Origin of the sequence: Marinomonas sp. (assembly GCF_965225885.1) — a bacterium.
In the GTDB taxonomy this organism is placed as follows: Bacteria; Pseudomonadota; Gammaproteobacteria; order Pseudomonadales; family Marinomonadaceae; genus Marinomonas.
Genome location: NZ_OZ245329.1, coordinates 4008004 through 4023900, shown reverse-complemented (window position 1 = coordinate 4023900; position 15897 = coordinate 4008004). Strand labels below are relative to the sequence as shown.

Below are 15897 nucleotides of genomic sequence, written 5' to 3'. Positions count from 1 at the left end.
ATTCATTATAGAGCATCTCGTGTGACACTTTTTATTACCTTGGTTAACCGATCCAGTACAGGTGAATTGAGTTTGTACCAATGCCAATAAAGAGGCAAGGCCAGCCGCTTGTTTGGCAGCAAGGATACCAGTTTCTTGCTTTTTATTTTCTGTTTAATTTGAATACTAGGTACTAAAGCACAGACTGTGCCACCCATTACCAGTTCAACAAAACCATGGGAGGATGGGTACCAATGGCTGTGGCTAATATCGGTTTTTACATTTAAGCATTCATTCTGATAACGCGCCCAAAGTTCATCATGTTCGTCATAAATCAAAGAGGGGGATTTTAGAACAGCTTCAGCGCTAAGGTCACCTTTTAAATGCTCTTCAATAAAACTTGGTGTTGCAACCAGTTCGTAATACATATTGCCAAGAAATATTGAATCCCCACCAGACACTGGCGTACCAATTTGACTAATACAAGCGACCACTTCACCGGTTTGCAATAGAGCGCGAGTTTTGGCTTGGTCGGCGGCTTTAATATGTAGCTTAGTTTTATCTGTTGCAGAAAACTGACTGACCACCTCGGTAAACCAAGTGGCGAGCACATCATTGTTCACCGCAATGCTAATTGGTTGAGTCGCCTGATTGCCTTGAATCGCTTCTTTCAGGCCTTCTTCTAACATGATGACCTTGTTGAAATGCGCGAGCACTTGTTCACCAAGTGGTGTGGCAACCACAGGCCTTGCGCGAATAAGTAAAGGGCGGCCGCATTCTTGCTCCAAGCGTTTGATGTTTTGTGAGACGGCAGATTGCGTTAGATGTAGATACTCTGCTGCTTTGTCAAAGCTTTGGAACTTAAGAACAGCGTGAAGGCTGGTGAGCGTTTTATAATCCATCATAATTTTATCTAATATAACTTTAGTTTAATTAATTTTAATTTAATGCCTGCCTTGCGTAAGATCAAGCCACTTTTTACAAGATACTTTTTAGACGAAACTTTTTAGGCAATAGGTAAATTGGAGGCGCTAGTGTTGGCATTTTTGAGTGGGGCGATTACGGGCGGCGGTTTGATTGTCGCCGTTGGCGCGCAGAACAGTTTTTTATTAGAGCAAGCGCTGAAACGACATTATGCGTTTCCGATTGCCTTGTTGTTTATTTTGAGTGACGCCATTTCGATTGCGCTTGGCGCTTTCGGCTTAGGGTTAATCTTACAAAGTCATGATTGGCTGTTGTCTGTGTCTCGTTGGGCGGGCGTGGCTTTCTTGGTGTGGTTTGCCTTGGGGAAATGGCGGGCGTCTTTTCAAGAAGAGCATTTGATTTTGCAGGAATACAGTAAGCGTCTTGCTTTATGGCCACTGGTAATGATGGGCTTTGCGGTAACTTGGCTTAATCCGCATTTTTACCTGGATACCATGATCTTAATGGGCAGCTTGGCAAACCAATGGCAAGGGGCGAAATGGGAGTTTGTTTTTGGTGGTGTGTGTGCGTCTGTGCTGTGGTTTTTGTCTTTGGCTCTGGTGGGAAAACTCTGCGCCAAGTGGTTAGAAAAAGCCGTGTTCTGGCGTTGGTTTAACCGTATTAACGCGATCTTGATTTGGAGTATTGCGTTGAAAATCGCCACACAACCCTTGTCTTAATAGAGCAAGCGTTGTGTGGTTGTTTTTGTGCATTAGTTATTTCGAGAGCTTAACTGGTTAAAGTTTGATCTCCACTTCGTGGCTCTTCTCTTCTACTGGAGTAGAAGAGTCAGCCTCGACAAGCATTTCTGCGGTCGCGACAGAAGAGACGGTAAGCGCAACTGGAATTTGATCCCCTTGCTCTTCGATGACCATCGCAGGTTGATGCTTGATTCTGTACAAGGCAACCAATGCCACGGTTATATTGAGTCCGGCAACAAACCAGAATAGAGCTTCAATACGCAGCGTATCCATCAGTGCTGCCGCTATGAGTGGTCCTAACATACCACCAATACCGTTCAGCAATATCATGCCACTACTGGCAGAAAGGATCTGCTCTGGGCGTAATTGGTCATTCATATGAGAAGAGGCCAGCGAGTACATTGGGAAGGTAAACGCACCCACAGCAAACATGCCAATCATCATCAATATTTGGTTATTCATCGTGCCTCCAAGAGGCACAATAAAAGCAGCAAGTGCGCCAACAACACCGACCCAAAGTATAGTGACTCGTCGGTCTTGACGGTCAGAAAGTTTACCTATTGGCCATTGCAGTAACATTCCGCCCACATAGCTTGCGCCGATGAAGATCGAAATTTCGGCAATGTTCAAGCCGATGCTTTTTGCATAGAGTGCGCCAAGCCCCAACAACGCCCCCGAGGTTGCCCCAGCGATGGTGACACCCGTGACACCAAGTGGTGCGGTTTTGATCAAACCAAGAATGTTGAGCTTTTCCGGCACGTTGATAGTTGGTGATGGTGTCCGAACCAACAACAAAGGCACAACAGCCAAGGAAATTAATACCGAAGTCAAAATGAACAAGCCGTAACCACTAGGAGACGAGAGGTTCAATAAGAACTGACTGATGGTTTGGCTGGCCCAAATTTCGATAATATAAATCGAAAATAAACGGCCGCGAGTTTTGTTGGTTGCGATGTCGTTTAGCCAACTTTCAGTCACAATAAATAGGCCCGCATAACACAAGCCTGTGCCCATCCGCATTAACATCCAGAACCATGGATTCACCACAACGGATTGCATCAAAATAGTAATAGAAGCCAAAGACGCAACCGCGGCAAACACCCGAATGTGACCCACATTCTTGACCCAGTTTGGCACCAAAAGGGAGCCAAGAATAAAGCCAAGATAATAGGCGGACATAATCAAACCTGTCGCCGTCGTATTGAACTCCTCGATAGAGGCTCGAATACCGATCAGTGAGCTTTGCAAGGCACTTGCCATGGTGAGAACGGCAATACCTATGAGCAGACTCCAGATCGGAAACAGGGTTTGCTTTAACATTTAGTGTCCTTTTGGGATTTCTATAGTAAACATAAAATTTATCATGATCTGGTTGATCATTATTTCGGCAGACTATACCGAATGATTTTCTGATTGCAATGACTAATCATCCCATAAAAATATAGTAAAAAAGTGACAGATTCCCCGAGCCATTTTACCCATTGAATTTCTGTAAACGAAACCATGTAATCATTAATGTAGAGTGTCTTATTCAGACCAACTCTATTTTTCACTTTTATTATTTCACAGGCAAGTGACATACCTATTAAGGGATATGGTGTTTGTTATGTTACTCGTCTAATTTAATAGAGACACTTTTAACAATTGCCGTGCGTGACAATACCGTTATTTTATTTGTTTAAACATCAAAACAGCGGAGGAATGATTTACCACTGGAGTGGATCTATTCTTGGCTTTTTAAAGGAGTACTTCGTTTATGCTAACGCCAACTCATGTGAATTCGTATTATGCGGATTCCGCCAATGATAAATCGATGCGACCTAAGCTAAACGGTGAGCAGCGTTTTGATGTCTGTGTCATCGGTGCTGGTTTTACTGGTATTTCTACTGCCTTGAGCTTAGTTGAAAAAGGCAAAAAGGTAGTGGTACTGGAAGAGAAGAAGATAGGTTTTGGTGCATCAGGCCGCAATGGTGGGCAGATCGTCAATAGCTTTAACCGAGATATTGATTACATTACTAACAGTTACGGTCAAGACATCGGTGAGAAAATGGCCGCGATGGCGTTTTCTGGTCAAGCGTTGATCCGTCATCGTGTGGCTAAATATAACATCGAATGTGACTTAAAATCTGGCAATGTCTTTGCCGCCTGTAACCCAAGACAGTTTGAAGCACTGAAAGCGAAAAAAGCCCTTTGGGAAGCCAACGGACATGATGAGCTTACTTTGCTAACGGCGTCAACGATTCAAGATCATATTGGTACAGAGCGTTACGCGGGCGGTTTGTTAGATCCTCGTGGTGGTCATATTCAACCATTAAATTTGGTGTTAGGTGAAGCTCGAGCGTTTGAATCCTTGGGTGGCGTTATTTATGAAGACTCTAAAGTCATTCGTATTGAAAAAGGTAAGCCAGCGAAAATTATCACAGCAGAAGGCGCTATTGTGGCGGATACCGTGGTGGTAGCCGGTAATGCCTACATGTTTGGTTTGATTCCTGACGTGGAAAAGAAAGCCATGCCTTGTGGTACGCAAATTATTGCCACTGAACCTTTGCCTGAATCTTTACAAAAGCAATTGTTACCAACAGATCATTGTGTGGAAGATGGTAATTATATGCTGGATTATTACCGTTTATCTGGCGATGGGCGTTTAATTTATGGCGGAGGAACTACGTATGGTGCTCGCGAACCTGCGAAAATCGAGTCTGTCATTGGTCCAAAAATGCTCAAAACTTACCCAATGCTGAAAGACGTTAAGATCGACTTTGCGTGGCAAGGTAACTTCTTGTTGACCATGATGCGCATGCCTCAAGTCGGTAAAATCGGCGATAATTTATATTATTCGCAAGGCTACTCCGGCCATGGCGTAACTAATGCCCATTTAATGGGAGAAATTTTGGCGGACGCGATTGAAGGAGACTCTTCAAGATTTGATGTGTTTGCCAGTATGCCACAATATCCATTCCCCGGCGGGCGTTTATTACGCGTTCCTTATACAGTGCTTGGCTCTCTTTATTATCGTTTCCGAGATACCTTTGGTGTTTAATTTTGGAGAGTAGAAGTTAGCTTTCGCTTTCCTTATTAAAGTCAAAATTTTATACAGACCTGATTGTTGACTATGGTTATGATGTTTCACAGTCAGCATCGGTGAACGATGTGAATTAGTAACGCCTTTTTAAGGATGTATGGATGAAAATAGGTATTCTTGCGGCGGGCATTACTCCCGACTCTCTGCTTGGTGAGTTCCCAACCTACGCTAATATGTTTGCCGAACAGTTAGGGAAATTACAACAGGATTTTTCTTTTGTTACATATGATGTGCGTTTAGATGAGTTCCCAAATAGTGCTGAAGAATGTGATGCTTGGTTGATTACCGGATCGAAAGCCGATGCGTATTCTGATGAGCCTTGGATTCTGCGTTTGTGCACTTTGATCAAAGATATCGATCAGTTACAGCGTCCTTTAGTCGGCATATGTTTTGGCCATCAAGTCATTGCTCGTGCATTGGGCGGACGCGTTGAAAAATTCCAAGGCGGCTGGGGCGTAGGCATTCATCAATATGATGTGTGTGGATCTTTGCCAGTGCTTCCTGAAGCAAAAGAGCTTGCTCTGTGTGCTTTCCATCAGGATCAGGTGGTTGAAAAACCAACGCGTGCGCGAGTGATTTTACGTTCAGAATTTTGTGAAAATGCAGGCTTGCTTTATGAAGATCATATTTTAACTTTTCAGGGGCATCCTGAGTTTTCCAAAGTGTATGAAAAAGCCTTGGTCGATTTATACGATGGTAAGCAACTTACCCAAGAACAAGCCAAGACGGCTTTAAGCTCTCTTGAAAGTAGCGACATTCATTCTAATCAGATGATGTCGTGGATTGGATTGTTCTTAAAACAAGGAGCCTAGAAAAAAGAGCCTTAGAAAAAAGACCATTTGTGAAACAGTTTTTGTATTTTGTTAGGGTAATCGATCCAACATAGAGTAATACAACATCCCCGCCACTAACCCCGGACAACGCAATAATGTACCGCCGGGGAAGTCTTTTATCGGTAAACGCTCAAAGGCGTCTATGCCTTCTAGAGAACCTTGTACGGCTTTGGCAAAAATAGCGCCAGCGTAAGTTGCCAGCGCCACGCCATGACCAGAATAACCTTGTGCAACGAAGACATTGTGTTTTTGTCGTGCAATGTGTGGCATACGGTTTAGCGTGATGGCTAAAGTGCCGCCCCAAGCGTAATCAATTTTGTGAGAAGTCAATTCTGGATAAACCTCTATCATGTGCTTTTTCACAAAGCTCGCGATGTCTTTGGGGAAATGCTGGCTGTAATTCTCACCGCCGCCCCAAAGCAAACGTTGGTCGGCAGACAGGCGGAAATAATTCACCACAAATTTAGAATCCGCCACTGCGACTCGTTCAGCATTGATGCGATTTGCCTGTTCATCACTTAAGGGTTCGGTGGCAATGATGAAGTTATTAATCGGCATGATTTTTTTCGCCGCTGCGCTATTGAGTTTGCCCAAATAACCATTGCAAGCGAATAGCAGGTAACGGCAACGTATCTTACCTTTTTCGGTAATAACTTCTGGTCTCTCACCGGTTTTATAAGAGATAACAGCTGAATTTTCGTAAAGCGTCGCGCCATGAGCGGTTGCCGCTTGCGCCATGCCTAAGACGAAATTGAGCGGATGAATGTGTGCGCCTTCTCGATAAAACTCGCCACCAAAATAACGATCCGTACCGAGTTTTGTAGCGACCTCGTCAGCGGTTAGATAGTCGACTTCTTTGTAGTTTAATTTGTCGTGTTTGTATTCCACGGATTTTTTGATTTCATCGCCGTGACGACGCTTACTAGCAACATGCAAAACGCCAGCAGTTAAGTCGCAATCCATGTTGTAGCGCTTAACAAGTTCTTTCACTAAAGCAACCGAGTCCACCGAGCTTTGCCATAGCAAATCGGCGGTGTCTTTGCCGACTTGCTTTATCATGTCTTCGTGGCCCATGTTGTGGCCTTGGCAAATCTGACCACCATTACGACCAGACGCTCCCCAGCCAATTTTATTGGCTTCGACTAAACTTACCTTAAAGCCAGCCTCGGCTAGATGCAGTGCGGCGGAAACGCCGGTAAAACCACCACCAATAATACAGATATCGGTTTCTGCTTCGCCTGTTAGGCTTGGGTAATCTGTCTGTATATTCGCTGTTGCAGCGTAGTAGGATGCTTCGTGAGTATTCACTTGGTGAGTCCTTTGAAAACAGATAGCAACGAAAGGTTGGTATCGAATTAGGTGATGGTTTTATTTTGCCCTATTCTGGCAAAAGCGGTTGCTTTAGTCGATCAACTAAAATATGTTCAAAGCCAAATTATCAGCTAATTTAGCGATCATAGTAAACAAATAGACTGTATCCGCAATAGGCATTTTTTAGCCGTTTTAATAAAGAAATTCGTTGGCACAAGGTGGGTTATGACAGAGTTTGAAGCTTTTTTGAAAGAACATTCAATAACGGAAGTCGAGTCAACGTTGGCAGACATGACGGGCAATGCTCGGGGGAAATTTTATCCAACCTATAAATTCTTGGCAGAACTGTTTGGGCGTATTCCAGAAACGATTCTCGTGCAAAGTGTCACCGGTGATTGGGCTGACAATCACTACGAGCTGGTGGATGCAAGCGACCGAGATATGGAGCTTCATCCTGATCCGAACACCTTTCGATTAGTGCCTTGGGCAGATGAGCCGACGGCGCAAATCATCAATGATTGTTACGATAAAAGCGGTCAACTCCATCCTTTATCTAGCCGAACGATTTTACGAAATATTCTTGCTCTGTATGCGAAAGAAGGCATCACGCCAGTTATCGCACCAGAAGTAGAGTTTTATCTGATCGATCCGAATACCGATCCAGATTATGAATTAAAACCCGCAGTAGGGCGCTCGGGAAAGCGCGAAACCTCACGTCGTTCTTACAGTATCGACGCTGTGAATGAGTTCAACCCGGTGATTGATACGCTTTACAGCTATTGTGAAGCACAGGGTTTGGATGTGGATACCTTGATCCATGAGTCTGGTGCAGCGCAGATGGAGATCAATTTTATCCATGGCGATCCGTTAGATTTGGCCGATCAGGTGTTTGTCTTTAAACGTACTTTGCGTGAAGCGGCTATGAAGCATGGTATGTACGCGACGTTTATGGCCAAGCCCATGCAACATGAACCGGGCAGTGCGATGCATATTCATCAGAGTTTGGTGGACAGCAAAACAGGTAAAAACTTGTTTGATGACAACGGCAGCCCGAGTGAACTGTTTTATAACTACTTGGGCGGACTGCAAAAATATACGCCAAGTGCGATCAGCTTTTTTGCCCCAAACGTCAATTCTTATCGTCGTTTCTCTCCAGATATGGCGGCGCCAATCAACATGCAGTGGGGGTTTGATAACCGTACTGCGGGACTAAGAATTCCGTTTTCTCCACCAGAAGCGACACGTATTGAAAACCGTTTTCCAGGCGCTGACTGCAATCCATACTTGGGTATCGCCGCGACATTGGCCTGTGGTTATCTTGGTATTAAAGAGAAGCTGCATCCTACGGAACCTGTGGAAGGTAAAAATCCACCATCAGAGGAAGTTGAAATCGCTCGTACTCTTGAAGAAGGCTTGCGCCTTTTGGAAGAATGCCAACCGCTTTGCGATATTATGGGCGATCATTTTGTCAAAGCCTACATGGGGGTAAAACGCAGTGAATTTGAAACCTTCAACCGTGTTATCAGCTCTTGGGAACGAGAACACTTACTGCTGAACGTTTGATGATTTAGGTGTGAGAGCAGAGTCAAAACAAGAAAGGCCAGATGCATTAAACATCTGGCCTTTTTATTTATCTGCATTTCAAATTGGGTTTATCTTTCTATCTGATCTAGAGAAAATCGCTAAGCCGCGGCTTCTTCGCGTCCAAAGTGTTTACCAAGTAGGGCGTGGTAAAAATTATGGTCGTTGAGGATACCGATGCATTGCCCAGCTTCTTCCAATACCATGAAGTGGTTGGAGTGATAGCGGAGCTCTACCGCATCGCGCATGGCAATGTTAGCAGGCACAATGAAAACGGTGTTATCTGGTACGTTGGCAATGATGGTTTCTGGTGTCCAACGGGCGGTTGGGATGTCACCTTTTGGTCCTTGAACAGAAGCCAATTTGCCATTTTCTAGGGTCATCCGAACGTCATCATTGATGACAATTTTATCACCTTGCACTGCCAATTCAGCCAATGGTGTCATTAGCGAGCTGCCGCGAAGTACGTTCAGAGGGTTGGTGTGGGCAACGAACTTCTCTACGTACTCAGTAGCTGGATTTAGGACGATTTGCTCAGGAGCGTCTTCCTGAATGATTCTAGCGGATTCCATGATGGCAATCTTGGTGCCGATCTTCAGTGCTTCATCCAAATCGTGACTAACGAAAATAATGGTCTTATTTAAGCGTCTTTGCAGCTCGATCAACTCATCTTGAAGTTGTGAACGGATTAATGGATCGAGCGCAGAGAAAGGTTCGTCCATTAGCAACACGTCTGTGTCCATTACGAAAGCTCTAGCTAGTCCAACGCGTTGGCGCATACCGCCAGACAATTCATCTGGTTTTTTATCCGCCCATTTTTCTAGGCTGACCATTTTTAGCTGCTCGCGTGCCTTTTTAAGACGTTCAGCTTTCGGCATGCCTTGCATTTCTAAACCAAAAGCAACGTTTTCGAGTACGGTTAGCCAAGGCATTAAGGCAAAGCTTTGAAATACCATAGAGACGCGACGAGTACGCATGTGGCGCAGAGTCGTATCGTCACATTTTGCCATATCGACCATTTTGTCGCCGTCTCTGACAAGGCAGCGACCACGGGCAATTTTATTCAAACCGTTGACGGCGCGCAGTAGGGTCGATTTGCCTGATCCAGACAGTCCCATCAAGACGCAAATTTCACCTTCGTTGACGTCAATGTTGGCGTTCTGCACACCAACTACGTCGCCAGTCATACCAAGGATTTGATCACGAGTGTGACCTTTGTCCATAAGAGGGAGTGTTTTTGCTTTATTGTCACCGAAGACAATGTCGACGTTTTCAATTGTTACAACAGACATAAATTACCCCGCGTTCTTAGATGATGGCGACTTACAAATACGGTCTAACATGATGGCAACCAATACAATGGCAACACCTGCTTCGAACCCTTGGGAAATGTTTACCGTATTCAATGCTCTGATAACCGGCTTCCCTAAGCCATCTGCCCCGACTAAAGCCGCGACAACCACCATGGATAAAGACAACATAATACATTGTGTTACGCCGGCCATGATATTTGGCATGGCTGCTGGCAGTTCAACTTTGTAGAGCAGTTTTGATTTTGTACAACCGAAGGCTAAGCCCGCTTCGATCAGTTCACTGGGCACCTTGCTAACCCCTAGATAAGTCAAGCGAATTGGTGCGGCAATGGCGAAAATAATGGTCGATATCAAGCCCGGCACATAGCCCAAGCCAAATAAAATAAGAGTTGGAATAAGATAAACAAAGGTTGGAATGGTCTGCATTAAATCCAGAATCGGACGCAGCATGGTGTATAGCCAAGGCCGATGAGCGGCCGCAATCCCAATAGGCACACCGATTAAAACACTTATCGCAGTTGCAGAGACGACCAGCACTAGGGTTTGGATAGTTTCCACCCAGTAACCCATATTAATAATCAGTAATAGGGACAAAGTGATAAAAACAAGTAAGCCAATGCTGCGATGAAGAAACCAAACGCCCACTAAAATAATGGCAATAACAGTAAACGGATGAATGGAATCAATCGCGTCGACCATTGTGACTATCATGGTTTCTAATGTTGTAGAGACTAGATCAAAAAAACCGGAAGCCGCAGTAACCAGCCAATCGACAAAGTTTTCCATCCAAGCGCCAAGAGGGATTTTATTATCCGTCAGCCAATTCATATATGTGTTCTCCCGATAGTTCAATGACGCTCCCTTAACGGTGTGTCGTTAAGGGAGCGGTGATGTGCAAGTGATGTATTACAGACCTAGATGTGATTTCACAGCGCTTAGGCCGTTATCACCAGATTGAGTGGTTACACCTTTAAGCCAAGCATCAAGAACTTGAGGGTTCGCTTTTAGCCATTCTTTTGCTGCAATGTTAGGTTTTTTGCCTTCATCAAGAATGGCGCCCATGATTTGGTTTTCCATCGGCAAAGAGAATTTTAGGTTGGTGATGAGCTTGCCAACGTTAGGGCATGCTTGGATGTAGCCTTTACGAACGTTGGTGTGTACATCGGCACCGCCGTAGTTAGGCCCGAAGTAATCATCGCCGCCAGAAAGGTATTCCATTTTAAAGTTGGCGTTCATTGGGTGTGGTGCCCAACCTAGGAAAGCAATCCATTTGTTGCGGCGGGTATTTCGGCTAACTTGAGACAACATACCAGCTTCGCTGGATTCAACTAATTGGAAATTGCCCAGATCAAAGGCATTCTTATCAATCATGTCTTGGATAATGCGGTTGCCGTCGTTGCCAGGTTCGATACCGTAAATACGGCCAGCAAATTCTTTGCGGTGTTTTGCGATGTCTGAAAAGTCTGTTACACCGGCATCAAAAGCGTCTTTGCTGACGGCCAGTGTGTATTTTGCACCGACTAGATTTGCGCCAAGGTCTTCAACAGTACCTGCTTTTAGGTAAGGTTCGATGTCTGCCTGCATGGTTGGCATCCAGTTGCCTAGAAAGACATCGATATCGCCATTTGCTAGCGACGTGTAAGTAACAGGAACAGATAACAATTGTGTTTTGGTTTCGTAACCTAGACCTTCGACGATTTCACTGGTTACTGCGGTAGTGGCGGTGATATCCGTCCAACCCACATCTGAAAAGCGAACTGTTGAACAATCTGCTGCCATAGTTAGTCCCGAAACACTTGCCATACTAATGGCGATTGCGGTCTTTTTTGTCTTATTTAGCATACCCTTACCCTCTTTCTATTGAACTCAAAATCAATGAGCGAATACAGTACCGAGTGCTGGCACTGAACGTGAACTCCTAAAATGTTGGCAGCGTGTTTTATTGGCTACCGAAAATAATATTTATGATGTTAATGCTGTGTTTAGGTTCGATCCTGAAACACGAGATCCAAGTAATCTTGTATTTGCTGCGCTGACTCTTGTTTGTTAATGCCGCCAGCCAATGAACCTCGTAGCCACATACCGTCGATAAGTGCTGCGACAGTAAGCGCGATGCTACGGGCTTTTTTAATCTCAAATTCTTCTTTTAGTACACACACAAGCGCTGTTTGTAAGCGCTTAGAGTAGACATTTTGTAATCGATACAAAGAGGGTGTGTGCATGGCTGATGCCCAAAACCCCATCCAAGCTTTGACAACTTGGGGATGTGTTTGAGATTGGCTAAAACTGGCTTTTACGATGGCCATTACTTTATGTTTAGCTGATTTATCTTTCGTTTTGATGACTTCTTTGGACAAACCGTCAAAAAACTCACTAATCAGGCTTCTCATTGTCGCTTCATACAAGCCATTTTTGCCACCAAAGTAGTGGTTGATGATGGCTGGAGAAACGCCTGCTTTTTTACCAATAACACTGACTGTTGCCCCCGCAAAACCGTATTTGTCTATTGCTTTTATTGCGGCCTCGATGAGCTGAGGTTTACGTATTTCAGGCATTCCAACTTTTGGCATTCTGGATCCTTTTTTATTAAACAGTCGTTTAATGAAAACTATACTAGGCTGATTGTGCAATTTAGGTCAACCCTTGACAATTAGAAAACTTAGTTCTCTAAGTAATTTAACTGTATGATTTTAAAGGGTTAAATGGCTATTTAAATTTTTTTTAGTCTTTTTTGAGAGCTATTGTGTCGGTTTAAGATAAGAAATGAGGATTTTTTTGCTTATATCTTACTTAAGCCGCTATCTTAACCTCGCCTTTTTTCATTTTCTTTAGCTGCTATTATGGCTGGAGTTTTCGGTCAAAGTTGAGTTAATTATAAAGCCAAATCAAAGATTGGAGTGTGATGTAATGGATGTCTCTTTTTCGGTATTTGATACTCTGATAGATCGATCAGATATGAGCAGCGATAAGTGGTCTAAATTTCCTGATAATGTGATTCCTATGTGGGTGGCGGACATGGATTTTGATTCGCCAGATTGCATTAAAGAGGCTTTAAATCAAAGAGTTAACAAAGGTGTTTATGGTTATGCTCATACGCCAAAAGCTTTGGTGAAAGCAATTCAATCACACCTATTATCTCGCTATGATTGGGATATTTCTGTCGCTCATTTGGTGCATTTGCCCGGACTGGTTTGCGCTCTATATTTAAGCGTTCGCGCCTTCTCAAATGAAGGGGATGGCATAGTCGTTCCTGGCCCTGTTTATTACCATTTAACAAAGGCTCCGGAGTTGTCTGGGCGTGGCTTACTAAATGTGGATATGACTATTCAGAATGGTAGATGGGTTCCTGATATGGTGCAATTTGAAGCCGCTTGCGCCAATCCAAAAAGTAAGATGATTCTGTTATGTAATCCGCATAATCCAGGTGGCACGGTTTATACCAGGGCCGAGTTATTAAGTATTCATGCCCTTGCTAAAAAATATGATTTGGTTGTGGTGAGTGATGAAATTCACTGCGATTTGATCTTGGATGATTTACCTCATGTGCCTTTTGCCAGTTTGAATAAAGACGCTGCGAATCGCACGATTACTTTAATGGCGCCAAGTAAAACCTTTAACATTGCTGGTTTAGGTTATGCTTTCGCGGTAATTGAAAACGCTCAGCTGCGCCAAGCGTTTAATAAAGAGAGGGCGGGTTTAATTCCATCGCCTAATATGCTTGGTTTGGTTGCCGCAACAGCTGCTTATGAAGAGGGTCGAGAGTGGCATGGAGACCTATTGGCATATTTAAAAAGTAATCGAGATTTATTAGCCGAAAGGATTGCGGCAACACCACTGACAATGGTGCATTTAGAGTCTACTTATCTTGCATGGATTGACGCTTCTGCTTTATCACTTGCTAATCCTTATCAATTCTTTGTGGATGCTGGTGTGGGTGTTTCTGATGGTAAAGATTTTGGCAATCCTAACTATGTTCGCCTAAACTTTGGTTGTCCCCAATCTATTCTCGACCAAGCGATGACTCGTATTGAAGAGGCGTTAATAAAGCATAAATTTATGTGATTTTTCGTTTTGAAATCGATTAAGTCAGTGAGATCGGGCTCTGTTTAAAGTGTATTTACAGGAGCAGCTCTTATGTTGACGTTAGCATCGAATGATTTTGTTAGTCATTATGTCCTTCAAGCTCCTCTCGCTATGCGAGAAGACTTGTTGGAAATAATTCAAATGATGGCATTAATTGCGCCTGAAGCTGAGTTGGTCAGTGACTTAGGTATTCCTTATTTTCAGCATAACACCCGTTGGCTTTATGGTGTTGCAGCGCGCGAGGATCATTTGTGCGTGTATTTTTCCGATTTGAGTGTATTACATTCCTTTGCAAACCGTTTGCCTCATGCGCAATTTGGTGATGATTGCCTGATTATTCATCGTTTAGATGACATTAATCTGAATGTGTTTTTGGAGCTTCTTGGACAAATTAAAGTCCATTTTTTACTGAACCATAGAGAATCACCTGAGCTGGTTCAATAATAAATATACATTTTATTCTTTGATATATAAGTTTTTTTTAATCTAGGCTGTTTGCTAAATGATAGATTTCACTGTTCGTATAGGTGTTTTTATTCTGGTCTTTAGCTCGCTGATTTTTTGGCAATGGCATTGGCCCAGAGGGGCGCTTTTGCAGTGGCGGCAACGTTGGCGTCACAATCTTTCTTTGTTAGTCATCGGGGCGATTAGCGTTCGAGTAATCCAGCCGTTATTACTGTCTATCGTCGCTTTGTTTAACCAGAATTTTGGTCTGTTTTGGCTATTAGACTTACCTTTCTGGGCGGTTTTTTTGCTGAGTGTTTTGTTACTAGATTGTTTAATTTATTGGCAGCATCGACTATTTCATCATGTTCCCTTCTTATGGCGTATTCACCGCGTTCATCATTCTGATCCTGAATTAGATGTGAGTTCTGCGGTACGTTTTCATCCTATTGAAATTGTATTATCCCTTTTTATTAAGGCCTTAGCTGTTTGGTTATTGGGTATTCCTGTGGAGGCTGTGTTGGCATTTGATATTTTATTGAATGCATCTGCCATGTTTAACCACACGAATGCAAGATTGCCTGTTAATATCGAAGCATGGGTTAAGAAACTGTTGGTCACTCCAGACATGCATCGCATACATCATTCAAGAGTGAGCCTTGAAGCGAACAGTAATTACGGTTTTTTCCTGAGTATTTGGGATGCGCTTTTTAAGAGCAAAAGAAATGATGCGTTAAAAGGAGATGAATATTTAAAAATAGGACTGCCTGATACGGTGACGTATCAACCAAGATCGTTAAAGGAAGTATTGGTGATGCCTTTTGCCTTTTTTAAAAAGCATCGTTAAAGACGAATAGAAAAATAGCAGTTAGGAAAAACTATGAGTTATCACGAAGTAAATTTTATCGAAATGCGTGTTATTGGTTGTCTTATGGAAAAAGAGATAACCACACCAGATCAATATCCTCTTAGTTTAAATGCCCTCGTTAATGCCTGTAATCAAAAGTCCAATCGTGAGCCTGTGACTCAGTTGTCAGAGCTTGAAGTTCAAGACGCGGTAGATGCTTTGGTGGCTCGTGGCTTAGTGACTGAAATCAATGCATCTCATAGTCGAGTCAGTAAATATCAGCACCGATTTTGTAATACGGAATTTTCCGATTTGCAATTGTCGCCAGCGGAAACCGCGATTATCTGCCTGATGTTTGTACGTGGGGCGCAAACACCAGGAGAGCTTCGCTCACGCAGTGGTCGTCTGCATAGCTTCCAGTCCCGCGATGAGGTTGAATTGGCTTTGCAGTCGCTGCAGACGAAAACTGGCGGCCCTTATGTTTGTCAATTACCAAGAGAACCGGGTAAGCGCGAACAGCGCTATCAAGAATGTTTCTGTTCCGAAACGGAACGACCGCTAAATACCGATTCTGGCAGTGCGGTGACCTCTAATAAAAATGATGAATATACGCAGCAACTGGAAGCAAGAGTGCTTGAGTTAGAGGCACAGGTTCAAGAATTAAATGAATATATTCAACAGCTTGAAAATGCCAGTGGACTATAATCTTCTTTAGCGTCAAACTTACTGCGTTTTTTAATGTCGCGGTGTTCGATGCCTA

At 43.5% G+C, this 15897-nt stretch carries 15 protein-coding genes; 8 read left to right on the top strand and 7 right to left on the bottom strand.

Annotated elements, in window-relative coordinates; genetic code table 11:
- Positions 1-5 precede the first annotated feature (5 nt).
- Positions 6-884 carry an ArgP/LysG family DNA-binding transcriptional regulator gene (locus ACO05V_RS19265; RefSeq protein ID WP_421855460.1) on the bottom strand — a complete coding sequence of 293 codons (879 nt, stop codon included), beginning with the start codon at positions 882-884 and terminating at the stop codon, positions 6-8.
- 129 nt (positions 885-1013) lie between these two features.
- Between ACO05V_RS19265 and ACO05V_RS19260 the strand changes: the two genes are divergently transcribed.
- Positions 1014-1622, top strand: coding sequence for a LysE/ArgO family amino acid transporter (locus tag ACO05V_RS19260; protein ID WP_421855457.1), 609 nt, complete (start codon positions 1014-1016; stop codon positions 1620-1622).
- A 57-nt stretch (positions 1623-1679) separates the two neighbouring features.
- Here the strand turns inward: ACO05V_RS19260 and ACO05V_RS19255 are convergent, their stop codons facing one another.
- On the bottom strand, positions 1680-2963 hold the full coding sequence (locus tag ACO05V_RS19255) for an MFS transporter (protein WP_421855454.1): 1284 nt from the start codon (positions 2961-2963) through the stop codon (positions 1680-1682).
- Between the two features lie 436 nt (positions 2964-3399).
- Between ACO05V_RS19255 and ACO05V_RS19250 the strand changes: the two genes are divergently transcribed.
- Both ACO05V_RS19250 and ACO05V_RS19245 read left to right on the top strand, forming a co-directional pair.
- Entirely contained in the window at positions 3400-4683 is a 1284-nt protein-coding gene (locus ACO05V_RS19250; protein WP_421855452.1) for an NAD(P)/FAD-dependent oxidoreductase, read from the top strand.
- A 143-nt stretch (positions 4684-4826) separates the two neighbouring features.
- Entirely contained in the window at positions 4827-5537 is a 711-nt protein-coding gene (locus ACO05V_RS19245; protein WP_421855449.1) for a glutamine amidotransferase-related protein, read from the top strand.
- Between the two features lie 51 nt (positions 5538-5588).
- Here the strand turns inward: ACO05V_RS19245 and ACO05V_RS19240 are convergent, their stop codons facing one another.
- Positions 5589-6866 carry an NAD(P)/FAD-dependent oxidoreductase gene (locus tag ACO05V_RS19240; RefSeq protein WP_421855446.1) on the bottom strand — a complete coding sequence of 426 codons (1278 nt, stop codon included), beginning with the start codon at positions 6864-6866 and terminating at the stop codon, positions 5589-5591.
- Between the two features lie 228 nt (positions 6867-7094).
- Here ACO05V_RS19240 and ACO05V_RS19235 point away from each other — a divergent pair, with 228 nt between their 5' ends.
- Entirely contained in the window at positions 7095-8432 is a 1338-nt protein-coding gene (locus ACO05V_RS19235; protein ID WP_421855443.1) for a glutamine synthetase family protein, read from the top strand.
- A gap of 119 nt (positions 8433-8551) precedes the next feature.
- Here the strand turns inward: ACO05V_RS19235 and choV are convergent, their stop codons facing one another.
- From choV to betI, 4 genes are all read right to left on the bottom strand, one after another.
- On the bottom strand, positions 8552-9742 hold the full coding sequence (choV, locus tag ACO05V_RS19230; RefSeq protein ID WP_421855440.1) for a choline ABC transporter ATP-binding protein: 1191 nt from the start codon (positions 9740-9742) through the stop codon (positions 8552-8554).
- A gap of 3 nt (positions 9743-9745) precedes the next feature.
- On the bottom strand, positions 9746-10591 hold the full coding sequence (gene choW, locus ACO05V_RS19225; protein WP_421855437.1) for a choline ABC transporter permease subunit: 846 nt from the start codon (positions 10589-10591) through the stop codon (positions 9746-9748).
- A gap of 78 nt (positions 10592-10669) precedes the next feature.
- Positions 10670-11605: a choline ABC transporter substrate-binding protein gene (locus ACO05V_RS19220; RefSeq protein ID WP_421855434.1), complete on the bottom strand. Its 936-nt coding sequence runs from the start codon at positions 11603-11605 to the stop codon at positions 10670-10672.
- Between the two features lie 140 nt (positions 11606-11745).
- Entirely contained in the window at positions 11746-12333 is a 588-nt protein-coding gene (betI, locus tag ACO05V_RS19215) for a transcriptional regulator BetI (protein ID WP_421855432.1), read from the bottom strand.
- Between the two features lie 337 nt (positions 12334-12670).
- On the opposite strand from betI, the gene ACO05V_RS19210 reads away from it, so the two are divergent.
- The 4 genes from ACO05V_RS19210 (at position 12671) to ACO05V_RS19195 (ending at position 15842) form a co-directional block, all read left to right on the top strand.
- Entirely contained in the window at positions 12671-13825 is a 1155-nt protein-coding gene (locus tag ACO05V_RS19210) for a MalY/PatB family protein (RefSeq protein ID WP_421855429.1), read from the top strand.
- Between the two features lie 72 nt (positions 13826-13897).
- Positions 13898-14290: a DUF1801 domain-containing protein gene (locus ACO05V_RS19205; protein ID WP_421855426.1), complete on the top strand. Its 393-nt coding sequence runs from the start codon at positions 13898-13900 to the stop codon at positions 14288-14290.
- Positions 14291-14348: 58 nt separating this feature from the next.
- Positions 14349-15137 (top strand): sterol desaturase family protein, encoded by a 789-nt coding sequence (locus ACO05V_RS19200; RefSeq protein ID WP_421855423.1) that lies wholly within the window; start codon positions 14349-14351, stop codon positions 15135-15137.
- 33 nt (positions 15138-15170) lie between these two features.
- Positions 15171-15842, top strand: a complete 672-nt coding sequence (locus tag ACO05V_RS19195) for a YceH family protein (RefSeq protein ID WP_421855420.1) — start codon at positions 15171-15173, stop codon at positions 15840-15842.
- Positions 15843-15897: the final 55 nt, after the last annotated feature.

Coding starts and splice junctions, on each gene's coding strand:
- ACO05V_RS19265 (WP_421855460.1), bottom strand. CDS start 884: ATGATGGATTATAAAACGCTCACCAGCCTTCACGCTGTTCTTAAGTTC.
- ACO05V_RS19255 (WP_421855454.1), bottom strand. CDS start 2,963: ATGTTAAAGCAAACCCTGTTTCCGATCTGGAGTCTGCTCATAGGTATT.
- ACO05V_RS19250 (WP_421855452.1), top strand. CDS start 3,400: ATGCTAACGCCAACTCATGTGAATTCGTATTATGCGGATTCCGCCAAT.
- ACO05V_RS19245 (WP_421855449.1), top strand. CDS start 4,827: ATGAAAATAGGTATTCTTGCGGCGGGCATTACTCCCGACTCTCTGCTT.
- ACO05V_RS19235 (WP_421855443.1), top strand. CDS start 7,095: ATGACAGAGTTTGAAGCTTTTTTGAAAGAACATTCAATAACGGAAGTC.
- choV (WP_421855440.1), bottom strand. CDS start 9,742: ATGTCTGTTGTAACAATTGAAAACGTCGACATTGTCTTCGGTGACAAT.
- choW (WP_421855437.1), bottom strand. CDS start 10,591: ATGAATTGGCTGACGGATAATAAAATCCCTCTTGGCGCTTGGATGGAA.
- ACO05V_RS19220 (WP_421855434.1), bottom strand. CDS start 11,605: ATGCTAAATAAGACAAAAAAGACCGCAATCGCCATTAGTATGGCAAGT.
- betI (WP_421855432.1), bottom strand. CDS start 12,333: ATGCCAAAAGTTGGAATGCCTGAAATACGTAAACCTCAGCTCATCGAG.
- ACO05V_RS19210 (WP_421855429.1), top strand. CDS start 12,671: ATGGATGTCTCTTTTTCGGTATTTGATACTCTGATAGATCGATCAGAT.
- ACO05V_RS19205 (WP_421855426.1), top strand. CDS start 13,898: ATGTTGACGTTAGCATCGAATGATTTTGTTAGTCATTATGTCCTTCAA.
- ACO05V_RS19200 (WP_421855423.1), top strand. CDS start 14,349: ATGATAGATTTCACTGTTCGTATAGGTGTTTTTATTCTGGTCTTTAGC.
- ACO05V_RS19195 (WP_421855420.1), top strand. CDS start 15,171: ATGAGTTATCACGAAGTAAATTTTATCGAAATGCGTGTTATTGGTTGT.